The sequence below is a fragment of the Myxococcus sp. MxC21-1 genome (assembly GCF_032612255.1).
GTDB lineage: Bacteria > Myxococcota > Myxococcia > Myxococcales > Myxococcaceae > Myxococcus > Myxococcus virescens.
This window is the reverse complement of record NZ_CP123278.1, coordinates 6,404,183-6,416,655: the sequence shown is the minus strand read 5'-3', so window position 1 is coordinate 6,416,655 and position 12,473 is coordinate 6,404,183. Positions and strand designations below refer to the sequence as shown.

The 12,473-nt window shown below is 68.6% G+C and carries 9 protein-coding genes and 1 pseudogene; 4 read left to right on the top strand and 6 right to left on the bottom strand.

What is annotated here, in order from left to right:
- Positions 1 to 62: 62 nt before the first annotated feature.
- The 4 genes from rpoD to rpsU form a co-directional block, all read right to left on the bottom strand.
- Positions 63 to 2,189: an RNA polymerase sigma factor RpoD gene (gene rpoD, locus QEG98_RS28345; RefSeq protein WP_011555174.1), complete on the bottom strand. Its 2,127-nt coding sequence runs from the start codon at positions 2,187 to 2,189 to the stop codon at positions 63 to 65.
- Positions 2,190 to 2,281: 92 nt separating this feature from the next.
- The gene (dnaG, locus tag QEG98_RS28340; protein WP_186817915.1) at positions 2,282 to 4,102 is read right to left on the bottom strand and encodes a DNA primase; all 1,821 of its coding nucleotides are present in this window, start codon (positions 4,100 to 4,102) and stop codon (positions 2,282 to 2,284) included.
- A 333-nt stretch (positions 4,103 to 4,435) separates the two neighbouring features.
- Positions 4,436 to 4,894: a GatB/YqeY domain-containing protein gene (locus QEG98_RS28335; protein ID WP_026114338.1), complete on the bottom strand. Its 459-nt coding sequence runs from the start codon at positions 4,892 to 4,894 to the stop codon at positions 4,436 to 4,438.
- 104 nt (positions 4,895 to 4,998) lie between these two features.
- A complete protein-coding gene (gene rpsU, locus QEG98_RS28330) occupies positions 4,999 to 5,193 on the bottom strand; it encodes a 30S ribosomal protein S21 (protein ID WP_002614080.1) in 195 nt (64 codons plus the stop codon).
- Positions 5,194 to 5,304: 111 nt separating this feature from the next.
- Between rpsU and QEG98_RS28325 the strand changes: the two are divergent.
- A pseudogene (locus tag QEG98_RS28325) lies at positions 5,305 to 6,916 on the top strand (HEAT repeat domain-containing protein).
- A 22-nt stretch (positions 6,917 to 6,938) separates the two neighbouring features.
- Here the strand turns inward: QEG98_RS28325 and QEG98_RS28320 are convergent.
- Both QEG98_RS28320 and QEG98_RS28315 read right to left on the bottom strand, forming a co-directional pair.
- The gene (locus tag QEG98_RS28320) at positions 6,939 to 7,850 is read right to left on the bottom strand and encodes a GGDEF domain-containing protein (RefSeq protein ID WP_026114337.1); all 912 of its coding nucleotides are present in this window, start codon (positions 7,848 to 7,850) and stop codon (positions 6,939 to 6,941) included.
- A gap of 60 nt (positions 7,851 to 7,910) precedes the next feature.
- A complete protein-coding gene (locus QEG98_RS28315; RefSeq protein WP_316563520.1) occupies positions 7,911 to 8,972 on the bottom strand; it encodes an asparaginase in 1,062 nt (353 codons plus the stop codon).
- A 72-nt stretch (positions 8,973 to 9,044) separates the two neighbouring features.
- Here QEG98_RS28315 and QEG98_RS28310 point away from each other — a divergent pair, with 72 nt between their 5' ends.
- The 3 genes from QEG98_RS28310 to truD are packed head-to-tail and all read left to right on the top strand — an operon-like array spanning position 9,045 to position 12,407.
- Positions 9,045 to 10,031: a DsbA family protein gene (locus QEG98_RS28310; RefSeq protein ID WP_316563519.1), complete on the top strand. Its 987-nt coding sequence runs from the start codon at positions 9,045 to 9,047 to the stop codon at positions 10,029 to 10,031.
- A 7-nt stretch (positions 10,032 to 10,038) separates the two neighbouring features.
- A complete protein-coding gene (locus tag QEG98_RS28305; protein ID WP_316563518.1) occupies positions 10,039 to 11,376 on the top strand; it encodes a DUF4388 domain-containing protein in 1,338 nt (445 codons plus the stop codon).
- Positions 11,373 to 12,407, top strand: a complete 1,035-nt coding sequence (truD, locus tag QEG98_RS28300) for a tRNA pseudouridine(13) synthase TruD (protein ID WP_316563517.1) — start codon at positions 11,373 to 11,375, stop codon at positions 12,405 to 12,407. Before QEG98_RS28305 ends, truD begins: the two co-directional genes overlap by 4 nt.
- Positions 12,408 to 12,473 lie beyond the last annotated feature (66 nt).

Sequence of the window (12,473 nt, the reverse complement as noted above, 5' to 3'; positions counted from 1 at the left end):
ACGAAGGCCCCCGGTCCACGAATGGAGCGGGGGCCCACGTTTCAGCTCAGCTCAAGCCCGGCTCAGCTCTCCACGAAGGAGCGCAGGCGCTTGGAGCGGCTCGGGTGGCGCAGCTTGCGCAGCGCCTTGGCCTCAATCTGACGGATGCGCTCGCGCGTCACCTCGAAGTCCTGGCCCACCTCTTCCAGCGTGTGGTCGGACTTCTCGCCAATGCCGAAGCGCATGCGGAGCACCTTCTCCTCGCGCGGCGTCAGCGTGGCGAGCACCTTCCGGGTCTGCTCCGCCAGGTTCATGTTGATGACCGCGTCCGCCGGCGACACGAGGCTCTTGTCCTCGATGAAGTCACCCAGGTGGCTGTCCTCTTCCTCGCCAATCGGCGTCTCGAGGGAGATGGGCTCCTTGGCGATCTTCAGGACCTTGCGGACCTTGTCGAGCGGCAGCTCCATCTTCTCCGCGATCTCCTCCGGCGTCGGCTCGCGGCCAATCTCCTGCACCAGGTAGCGGCTGGTGCGGATGAGCTTGTTGATGGTCTCGATCATGTGCACCGGGATGCGGATGGTGCGGGCCTGGTCCGCGATGGCGCGGGTGATGGCCTGACGAATCCACCAGGTGGCGTAGGTCGAGAACTTGTAGCCGCGCTTGTACTCGAACTTGTCCACGGCCTTCATCAGGCCGATGTTGCCCTCCTGGATGAGGTCCAGGAACTGCAGGCCGCGGTTCGTGTACTTCTTCGCGATGGACACCACGAGGCGCAGGTTGGCCTCCACCAGCTCGCTCTTGGCGCGCTCGGCGCGGCGCTCACCCAGACGGATGGCGTCGTAGTTGCGGCGCAGCGACTCGACGGGGAGGTTGGCCTCCTCCTCGACCTTCTTGATCTTCCGCACCGCCGTGCGCACGTCGCGGTCCAGGACCTCCAACTGCTCCGGCGTGAGGTTGAGCTGCTTCTGCAGCTTCTTGCCGATGTTGGGGTTCTCCCGCGACTCCTTCAGCTGCGGGCGCAGCTCCTTCATGGAGCAGTCGTAGCGGCGCTCCAAATCACGCAGCTCGTCCTCGGCCTTGTCGACGCGCTCGATGAGGGCCTTGAGGTTGATGACGATGCGGTCCACCTGCTTCTTGTTGAGCCGCATCTCCTCCAGGACCTCCATCATCTTGGTCCGGAGGTCCTTGATCTCCTGCTTCACTTCCTTCTTGCGGACCTCGGTCAGCTTCTTCTTGGAGGACAGCTCCTCCTCCAAGACGTCGCAGTCCTGGGCGAACTTGCGGAAGCGCTCGATCTGCTTGCAGATCTGCTCAATCTTGTTGAGCTCGCTCTGCGCCAGCTGCGCCGGAGCGTCTCCCTCGCCGACCTCCTCGGGCGCCTCTTCGGCACCTTCGGACTGCGTCTCCTCCGGCGCGTCCTTGATGACGTCGCGCACGCGCAGCTTGGCCGTCTTCAGCTTGTTGCCGATGTCGAGTATCTCCTCGACGGCCACCTTGCACGCCAGCAGCGCGCGGAGGACTTCCTTCTCGCCATCCTCGATGCGCTTGGCGATTTCGACCTCGCCCTCGCGGGTGAGCAGGCTGACGCTGCCCATCTTGCGCAGGTACAGGCGCACCGGGTCGTTCGACTTGCCGCCCGGCTCGTCGTCCTCGTCCTTCTCGTCCTCGTCGGCGTCTTCCTTCTCTTCCTCGACGGTGACGGTGGGCTTGATTTCGTTGTTCTGAGCGGCCTTCTGCGCGTCGACAATCTCGATGTCGTTGTCGCCGAACATGCTCATCACGTCGTCGATCTGATCGGACGACACGATGTCGGCGGGGAGCGCGTCATTGACCTCGTCGTACGTGAGGAAGCCCTTCTCACGGCCCGCGGCGAGCAGGTCCTTGACCTCCTTGCGCTCGGCGACCGGATCCTCCTCGATGTCGTCCTCGACGGCGTCGGGGTCGACCTGGACGGCGGCGGCGGCCTCTTCCGCGGCCTCCTCCGGGTCCACGTCATCGCCCATGGCCGGCGCCACGCCCTTCTTCTTCTTCTTGAGCTTCTCCGTCGCCTCGGCGACGACGTCCCTCGCGACGAGTTCTTCCTTCTCCTCGGCGCCCGTCTTGGCCCCCTTCGCCGCGGCACCGTCCGGAGCCTTCTTCTTGCGGATCACCGGATCCACTTTCTTCTTGGTCGGCTTCACGGACGCCTTCGAGGGCTTCTGCGTCGGCATTCGGGTACTTCTCCTTGAGCAAATTCAGGGGCTTGAGGCCTGGGCGAGCCGGCCGATCTACCGCAAAGTCAGGGTTTCTTACAAACGCGAACTCAAACCGGTTGCATGGGCGCCTTTGTTCCCGAGGAGGCAGGCTTGAGCTCCTCCAGGACACGCTTCTTGAGCGCCAACAGTTCCACGCGCTCCGCCAGGAGCTGGCGCGTCTCCTCTGTCAGGTCGAACGCCCCCGGCGTCTGCTCCGTCGCCCGCTTTATATAAACGAGCCGCTCGTCAATGCGCCGCACCATGATTTCCCTGCAGATGGAGAGGAACGCCGCCTCCAGGGGTACCGGTTCCGAGGGGAGCTGCCGCAGCGCGCTTTCAATGCCGCGCTTCACGGCTTCCGAGGATTCAAAGAGCGCATCGTTTGCGCCGTGTCCCGACGTCGCATGCGCCAGCGCCATGCGCAGGCCCATGTGGGACAGCTCGTCACACACGCGGAAGGTGTCCCGCGCCATCAACCGTGGCTCTTTCAACACCGCGCCCACGTAGAAGCACTCCAGCGCGGGGGGCGGTTTCTCCAGGGGCGGGGCGGGACGGTTGGGGCTCGAAGGAGGTGCGTCCCCGCTGGCGGGCTTGGGCAGGGGCACCTTGCTGCGCAGGGCCGCCTCCACGTCCGCAGGCCGCCAGCCGAAGTGCTCGGCCACCGCGCTGAAGAGGGTGGCGCGCACCAGGCCCACGGGGACCTGTCCCACCACCGGCTTGAGCCGCTCGAGCGCTGCCATCTTCTCCTCGAAGCTCGCGGCCTTGCCCTCCGGGAGGAGCGAGGCGAACAGGTGGCTGGTGAGCGGGTGGGCGCCTTCCAGCAGCCGTTCCACGCCTTCCTGGCCCTCTCGACGCGCGAAGGTGTCTGGATCATCCCCTTGCGGCAGCAGGGCAACTCGCGCGGTCGCCCCCGCGGCGAGCAGGGGACCGGAAAGCCGTTCGACAGCGGCAAGGCCGGCCGAGTCTCCGTCCAACAGCAGGATCAGCTCGCGGGCCTCGGCGCGCTTCAGCACCTGCATGTGTCCGGCGGTGAGGTTGGTGGAGCACAGCGCCACTGCGTGCCGCACGCCCACCTGGTGCAGGCCAATGGCGTCGAAGTAGCCCTCTACCAGCACGGCGGCCTTGCGCTTGCGAATCTCGTCGCGGGACTGGTCCATGCCGAAGAGCGTCTCGCTCTTGTTGTAGAGCCGGGACTCGCGCGAGTTGAGGTACTTGGGCCCTTCATCCGCGCCAATCAGACGGCCACCGAAGGCGATGGGGCGGCCCTCCGGCGCGCGGATGGGCACCATCACCCGGCTGCGGAAGAAGTCGTAGTAGCCGTCACCGCTGTTGCGCTTGAGGACCAGGCCGGCCTTCGCCGCCCACTCCAGCATGCCCAGCTTCTGGAAGCGCTCCGTCAGTGAGGCCCATTCGAGGGGCGCCCAGCCCAGGCCGAACGCCATGGCCGTCTCTTCGGAGACGCCGCGGCTGGCGATGTAGGCGCGGGCGGAGCGGCCTTCGTCCTGCTGCCACAGCATGGCGCGGAAGTGCTCGGCGGCCTGGTCCGTGGCCTCCTTGATTTGCTGCCGCTCCCGCATGCTGGGGTCCTGCTCGGCTTCCAGGTCCACGCCCAGCTCGCGCGCTAGGTCCCGCACCGCGTCCAGGAACGTCTTGCCCAGGTAGCGCTGGACGAAGGACACCGCGTCACCGCTCGCGCGGCAGCCATGGCAGAAATAGAAGCGCTTCTCCGGCACCACGTAGAACGAGGGGGTCTTCTCCTGATGGAAGGGACAGCAGGCCTTCCATTCACGCCCGGCCTTCTTCAGGTCGACATGCCGGGAGATGAGCCCGACGAGGTCCACCCGTTCGAGGACCTCCTGGATCTTGTGCTCCGGAATCACGACTCCCACCCCCTGGCCCACCCCTGGGCGGGCCCAGCCCCTGCATCCTGCCTGACAGGGCTGACGTCGCCTGCCCACCGGCCGACCTGGCGGATCATCCCCATGGGGGCTGAAGCCGGAGCGCTCGCGAGGGCAGGGAGTGGTTGCGGCATGGGGTGGACTCCTGAGGCCCCTGCACGCGACTTCCGCTGGGGGGGAGCGGGGGGCACGGCGGGACTGACCCAGGCACTTAATGACGAGGGGCCGAGGGAGCAAGTTTCCGCATCCCTGTCCAGCCCTTCAATGCAAAGGCGCCGCCGGTTTCCCGACAGCGCCAGCGCTGACCTCAGAACGGTGGAAGGCTCAAGAGAGCTTCGCGAGCTCCGACTTCACGGCCTCGGAGATGGCTCGGCCTTCCGCCTTGCCGTGAATCTTGGCGTTCAGGTTCTTCATCACCGCGCCCATGTCCTTGGGACCCTTGGCGCCCGTCTCGGCGATGGCGGCACGGACCTCGGCGGCCAGCTCGTCGGCGGTCAGCTGCTTGGGCAGGTAGTTCTGAAGGATGCTGATTTCAGCCTCTTCCTTCTCCGCCAGCTCCGGGCGGCCACCCGTCTTGAACTGCTCCACGGAATCACGGCGCTGCTTGATGAGGCCGGCGATGATGGTGAGGACTCCCGCGTCATCCAGTGCGGACGCGCCGGGCTCCACTTCCTTGTACTTCACCGCGCTCTTGAGCATCCGCAGCACGCTGAGCGTCAGCTCGTTCTTGGACCGCATCGCGTCCTTCAGGTCCGCGTCGATCCGCTCCTTCAGGGTGGCCATGGTCGCAGCTCCGGAGGGTAAGACGTTGTTCAGGGGGACTTCGACGGCGGGAGCCAGGGCACCTGACATCGGTGGCGCCCCGGCTCCACGCGCGAGGCACGCGCCTAGAACGACTTGCGGGCCTTCTTCACAGCGCGCTTCTTGGCGGCGAGGGCCTTCTTCTTCCGCTTCACGGAAGGCTTCTCGTAGTGCTCGCGCTTACGGATCTCGGAAAGGATTCCAGCCTTCTCGGTGGCCTTCTTGAAGCGCTTGAGGGCGCTCTCGATGGACTCTCCTTCCTTCACTCGGATACCGGGCATGCAGTCACCTCCTTCCGCCGTACGTAGATGTGGGTGTAGATCAAAAGGGGCAGCGGGTATGACCCACTGAGAGGGAAAACGCAAGGACGCTGGACGAAAAGGCTAAGCCGGATGGACTACACTGTCCGCCTCGTGAGCCCAGCCCTCCTCCTGGTGGTACTCCTGACGACCGGCCAGCAGCAAGGTGGGACCCCGACCCGAGAATGCTGGATGTCCTGCCAGCGGCACGTGACGGATCCAGCCCTGCGCGCTCGGACCTGCGGTAGCTGCCTGCCGGGTGGCCGCGTGGATTCCTGGGTGCAAGGCCTGGCGGGGCAGCGGCCCATTCCCCGGGCGCCGCTCGTCTCCGCGATGAAGGACCCGGATTGGCGGGTGAGGTGGGCGGCGGTGCGCGCGGATGCCAGACGTCAGGGCGTTACGGATCGCCGGGCCCTGGCGGATTGGGTCATGGCGGAGCCGGTGTCGTCCAACCTGACGGCATGTCTGACGGCGGCGCGCGCCGCGGCGGAGGCCGGGGCTTCCTCCGCGAAGTTCCTGCGAGATGCCGGACCTCGCGGCGCCAACGCCGCGGCCCGCGTGTGGGGGCGGCGGGAGGCCATTCGCGAGGCGCTGGAGCTGGAGCTGTACGCGGAGGACCGGCGGTTCGGGGCTCGGCGCTGGCCCACCTGGCCGCGTTCCTGAGCCGCAAGCCCGCACGCGTCCTGCTGGACGCCATGGCGACGCGGCCGGAGCGCGTGGATGCGGTCAGCGCCAGCGCGCTCAAGGTGGTGGCCGGGCGCAGCCGGTCGTCGGTTGGACGGATGCTGCTGGAGGAGGCGAAGCCCGCGGAGGAGGCGCGCATCAACCGGCTCTTCGCTGTGTATTCGAAGGAGCTGGAGGGCATGCAGCCGGAGCTGACCGTGGCGGATCCACTTCAGCGCCGACGCGCGGTGGAGTCGTTGCGAGTGTATGGGCCGCTGGCGATGCGGGAGCTGGAGCGGGCGCTCGGTGATTCCGACCGATGGGTGCGCCGGGATGCGGCGCGAGCGCTGGCCGAGGCGGAAGGCGTCCCGCTGCGCACGGCGGCGGAGCGGCGCATCGAGTCGAGTGACGCGATGCAGGCTCGGCCGTGGCTGGAGGCCATGGCGAGGGAGAAGGGGTGTGCGGCGTTCTTCCTGGGGAAGGCTCGGGACAAGGCGCTGGCCGCGTCCGTCCGAGGGGCCGCGCTGGCACAGCTGGCGGACTGTGGCGAGGGGCTCGGGACCGGGTGTCCTCGGTGGAGCCGTTTCTCGCGGATGAGCAGCCGCTGTTGCGGGCAGGGGCCGTGCGGGCCTTGAGCGGTTTGACGACGCGGCAGCCAGGAGTGTCGGAGGCCACCTCGCGTGCGCTGGGGGACGGGGCTCCCGAGGTGGTGAGCGCCGCACTGGAGTTGCTGGCGTTTCAACGGCAGACGTCCCGCGGCGATGAGGCCGCGCTGCTGCTGGAGTCGGACCATGTGGTGGTGCGCACCGCCGCCGCCGAGGCACTGGAGCAGATTGGCCGCGCGTCCCATGTGAAGGCACTGGCCGGGTGTCTGCGGGAGGACACGGAGGCCGCTGTGCGGGTGGCCGCGGCAACGGCCCTGGGCCGGATTGGTGGAGCGCAGGCGGCGGCCGCGCTATCGGACGCAGCGGCGCGCGACCCGGATTCCCATGTGAAGCACGTATCGCGCGAGGCGCTCCGGCGACTGGGCTTCGGCCAGTAGGCGCGGGGGCCGCGCCCGAAACTCAGAGCCCGCTGATGGCCTTCGCGTCCACGCGGTTCCGGCCCGCGCGCTTGGCCCGGTACAGGTACTTGTCCGCCGCGGCGATGAGGTCCTCGGGCTGGGAGAAGTCCGAGTCCAGCAGCGTGGCCACGCCCAGGCTGATGGTCACCTTGATGGGCGTGCCACTGAAGACGAAGTCGGCCTTGTCCACGGCGTACCGGCAGCGCTCCGCGCACGCCAGGGCCTGGTCCTCGGCGGACTCGCGCAGCATCAGCGCGAACTCCTCGCCGCCGTAGCGCGCGAGCAGGTCCTCGGTGCGCACCGTGTCGCTCACCCGCTGGGCGATGCGCGTCAGCACGTAGTCACCGGCCGGGTGGCCATACGCGTCGTTGATCTTCTTGAAGTGGTCCACGTCGAAGAGGACCAGCGACAGCGGCACCCGGTGGCGCAGGCAGTAGCTGAACTCCTTGCGCACCGTCTCCAGGAAGTACTTCTTGTTGTAGACGCGGGTGAGGCCGTCACGCGTGGCGGACTCATAGATGCTGCGCTGGTACTGCTCCTCCAGCGCGTCCTGGATGGAGAACTTGAGGACGGTGTTGGAGCCGATCTGGATCTTGTCGCCGTCGTAGAGCGGGGCGGCGTTGACCTTCAGGCCGTTGAGGTACGTCCCGTTCGTGCTGGCCAGGTCCACCAGCTGGAATCGGCCGTCTCCCAGCGCCACCACCTTGGCGTGCTTGCGGGAGATGCCGTCATCCTCGACCTGGAACTGCGCCTCGGAGCTGCGCCCCAGGACGACCTCGGAGCGGTCCAGCTTGAACATCCGCCCGATGCCCGCCGCGGACTTGGCGCTGATGACGATCAGATACGCGCTCTGCTGCTGGGCACTGCCCAGCAGGTCCGAAATCGAATGGACGGAAGTTTTCTCCTCGGACATCGCGGCACCCATCTTACGGGCCGCCTTTTCGCGGCGGCAAGCATACTGCCCGACTCTCCACTACTCTCCTCGGGGCCGCCGAGTGGCGGGGGGGCCGGCGGGGGCCTCCGGGGCGACTGTCGGCCTTCCGACGGTCAATTCTCCGGCCACCGGGCTCTGGATGTAGCGCGCCAGGGCCCCGGACGTGCCGGAGTGATAGGCCAGCCCCTGCATCAGCTTCACCAGGGCCGCCGACGGCGTCATGTCCGCGCCGCCCATCGCCCCGGCCTCCAGTGCCGCCGCCCCGGATTCATACAAGGAAAGGTCCACGCCATTCCGGTGCGCCTGGCTCACCACCACCACCGGGACGCCTCGCTCGCGTGCCTGGAGGAAGAGGGGCGTCAGCGAGCGCCCCAGCTCCGGGTCGATGGGGAAGTTACCTGCCCCGTAGGCCTCCAGCACCAGTCCCCGGACGTGCGGTAGCAGTTGGAGCGGCAGCGCGGGGTCCAGCCCCGGGTACACCTTGAGGAGGAAGACCTTGGCGTCCAACCGCTCATAGAGGCGGAAGGCCCCGCGGGACTTGAGGCCCGGCTCGAAGGTGGTGTCCACACCCAGGGTGCCCAGCACGGGGAAGTTGGGGCTGTCGAAAGCGTCGTACTCGGACACCTTCACCTTGCGCGCCCGGTTGCCCCGGTACAGGCGCGAGTCGAAGCAGATGGTGACCTCGCGGGGCCCGTGCAGCGCGGACAGCACCGCGTCGATGAGGTTGAGCCGCGCGTCCGAGCGAATCTTGCCCAACGGCCGCTGCGACCCCGTCAACACCACGGGGCAGGGCGGGTTACGCAACATGAAGGAGAGGGCGCTCGCGGTGTATGCGAGCGTGTCCGTGCCATGGGTCACCACGGCCCCGTCGAAGTGGGGCAGGCGCGCGTGGAGGTGCGCGGCCATCCGGCTCCAGAGCTCCGGCTGCATCTCCGAGCTGTCCAGGTTGCTGAACAGCTCCAGCTCGATGTCGGCCAGCTCGAACAGCTCCGGCACGCGGGCCTTGAGTGTCTTGAAGAAGGCCGCGGGCTTCAGGGCGGACGGGCGCCCCCCGGCCATTCCGAGCGTACCCCCGGTATGCAGCAGCAGGACTCTGGGCATGATGAACAGGCGCTTCCCTGCCAAGGCTGGCGTTGCTTTACAAGCCCCGCGCGCGTCGCTAAGACCCGCCGCGTGCTCCTTTTCTGCTGGAAGCGTGTCGTTCCCCTGCTGGCCGTCGCGGTCCTGACGGCCCCAGGGTGCAAGAATCCCGAGAGCGCGGCCCCGACGGGTGGGCAGTCGGCGTCGCCCGCCCCGCAGGCTCCCGCCGCTCCGGCCCCGGCCGAGCCCGCCGCCGCGCCCGTGGACCCGGCCGCGGCCGTGTCGGGCATCCCGGGCATGGACTTCTCCTCGCTGTCGCCCACGGCGAAGCGGGAGCTGGGCACGGTCTTCAATGACGAGTTCTGCTACTGCGGCTGCCCCCACACGCTGGGCGCCTGTCTGAAGTCGCACACTCCCTGCAAGCACGCCCGGCGCATGGCGCAGCTGGCCGCGCGCAGGGTGTCCGAGGGCAGCCCGGCCACCGAGGTCATCCTCTCCCTGTCGACGTACTACTCCGCCTTCCGCGACCCGCGGGCGCAGTTCAAGGTGGATGACCGGATGTGCATGGGCCCGGCCGGCGCGCCGGTGACGGTGGTGGAGTTCTCCGACTTCGAGTGCCCGTATTGCGCCAAGGCCCGCCCGGTGCTGGAGGCCTTCGCCAAGAAGCACGCGCAGCAGGTGCGCTTCTGCTACCTGCCGTTCCCCCTGTCCATGCACGCCAACGCGAAGCCGGCGGCGCAGGCGGCGCTGTGGGCGAGGGACCAGGGCAAGTTCTGGCAGATGCACGACGCCCTTTTCGAGCACCAGTCCAACCTCAAGCCAGATGCGATTGCCGCCCTGGCGACGTCGCTGGGCCTGGATGGCGCGAAGCTGGCGGCGCTGCTGAAGACGGACGCGTATAAGGAAGAGCTGGACGGCTACCGCAGCCAGGGCCGCGCGGCGGGCATCAGCGGCACGCCCTCCGTGTACTTCAACGGACGTGCGCTGGACCTGTCCTTCGTGGAGGCGGAGATGCTGTCGCACAGCCTGGAAGACGAGCTGGAGTGGTCCGCCAACAAGAACGCCTGGGCGGCTGACTGACGCCGCCATGACACCCCGCTTCCGCATCGACGCGTCGGCGCAGCTCGTCCCCGAGGACCGGCATGTGCCTTCACCGCTGGCGGGGCGCTCGGGAACGTACGCGCTGATGGCGACGGCGCCCGACCTGCTGGTGTTCTCCCGCACGCCCGCGGAGGGCGGCTCCATCCCAGTGCCGCGCGTGGTGCTGGCGGGGGACGCGGGCGGCTTCCCGCTGTCGGACCTCATCGCCTTCCTCAGCCAGTCGCGCTGGAGCGGCGTGGTGCGCGTCCACTCGCCGGGCGGAGAGCGCTCCGTCACCCTGCGCGAGGGTGAGGTGCGCGGCGCCTCCTCCGACGACCCGGCCGACCGGCTGGGCGAGGTGCTGGTGCGGATGGGCTACGTGGAGCGCGCCCAGGTGGAGGCGGCGCTGCGTGAGCTACCGCCCTCCAAGGTGGGGCGCTCGCTGGTGGAGAAGGGGCTGCTCAAGTCGCACGACCTCTTCAAGTGCGTCACCCACCAGGTGAGCGAAATCTTCCACGCCATCGTCCTGTGCCGGGAGGGGACCTTCTTCCTCATCGACCAGCCGGTGGAGGACAAGTCCGGTCACATCATCCAGCTGTCCACGCAGAGCCTGCTGATGGACAGCATCCGGAAGATTGACGAGATGGCGCACTTCCGGAAGCGCATTCCCCACGGCCGGCTGTACGTGACGCGCAAGCGCGCCTCGGACGGCAAGCTGGAGGAGGACGAGGACCGGGTGCTGGGCCTGCTCGACGGCCGGCGCACGATTCTGGAGCTGGGGCACGCAGCGCGCCTGTCGGAGTTCGACGTCACCAAGGTGGTCTTCCGCCTGCTGGAGGGCGGCTTCGCCTCGGTGACGGACAAGCCGCTGATGGTTCCTGGCCCGGGCGTCCCGACGCCGATTCCCCAGCCGTCCGAGCGCACGGCGCAGGCTCCGGCCCGCGCGCCCGCGCGCCCGGTGGTGACGGTGGATCCACGCCCGGTGGCCCGCGTCTTCAACTTCATCTTCCGGGAGATTCGCGACGAGGTGGCCAAGCAGGGCATGGATCGCGAGTTCATCGCCGCGGCCAACGCCGCCCTCTCCGGTCAGGGCCTGTCGTCATCGCCGGTGCTGGAAGGGCTGGCCTTCGCTCCGGACGGCAGCCTCCCGGAGAACAAGCTCATCGAGAGCTTCGAGCGCCACCGCGCGCAGCTGGGCAGTGAGCCCCTGGCGACCTTCAGGCAGGCGCTCAGCGACATGATGTTCTTCCTGCTCTTCCAGGCCGGTGAGTTGCTGGAGTCACGCGCGGACGAGGACCTGGCCCGCCGCGTGAAGGAACTGCTGTCCACGCTCGAGGTATCGTGACGGATTTGGGTTGGCCGCGCCTGACGGCGGAGGTGCCCGGCTGTGGGGGCGCCTTCAAGCTGGTTCCCGAGGACTTCGAGGTCGAGGAGGTTCCCGCCTACCTGCCTTCCGGCGAGGGCGAGCACCTCTACCTCTGGGTGGAGAAGCGGGGCCGTGACACGCGTGAGCTGGTGCGCGCGCTGGCCGCGTCGCTGGGCGTGTCCGAGGACGACATCGGCGTGGCGGGGATGAAGGACCGGCACGCCATCACCCGGCAGCTGGTGTCCGTGCCCGCGCGCGCCGAGCCGAAGGTGCCGGAGTTCGCCCTGGACGGCGTCCAGGTGCTGTGGACGAAGCGCCACGGCAACAAGCTCCGCACAGGACACCTGCGGGGCAACCGCTTCCGCCTGCGCCTGCGCGACGTGAAGGATTCGGGCGCGGCGCGGGAGACGTTCTCCCGGCTGGTGGCGCAGGGCGTGCCCAACTACTTCGGCGAGCAGCGCTTCGGCCGGGCAGGGGACAACGCCGACCTGGGCCGGTTGCTGGTGCTGGGCCAGCGGCTGCCGAAGCGGCCGGACCGTTTCCAGCGCAAGTTGTACCTGTCCGCCTTCCAGTCGCGCCTCTTCAACCAGGCGCTGGCGGCGCGGCTGCACGCGGGGACGCTGGCCACCGCGCTCGCCGGCGACGTGCTGCGCAAGGAGGAGACGGGCGGCCTCTTCGTGTGCGAGTCACCCGAGGTGGACGGCCCCCGCGTGGCCGCCTTCGAGGTGAGCCCGGCAGGCCCGCTCTTCGGGCCGAAGATGACGGCCTCCGCCGGAGCCGTGGCCGAGCTCGAGGCGCGGTTGCTGGCGGAAGCGGGCGTCACACCGGAGGACTTCAAGCGCGGCGGTGGTGAGACGGAAGGCAGCCGCCGCCCCTACCGCGTCCGCCTGGGCTCGCCCGAGCTGACCGCGGAGAAGACGGCGGACGGCGAGGACCTCTGGCTCACCTTCGAGCTGCCTCGGGGCGCGTATGCCACCGAGGTCCTCCACGAACTGCTCAAGGACGGCTGAGCCCCGAAGCGACGACGCCTCCGCGGGCGTGAGGCCCCGGAGGCGTCTGGTGCGTCGTGCCCCGGC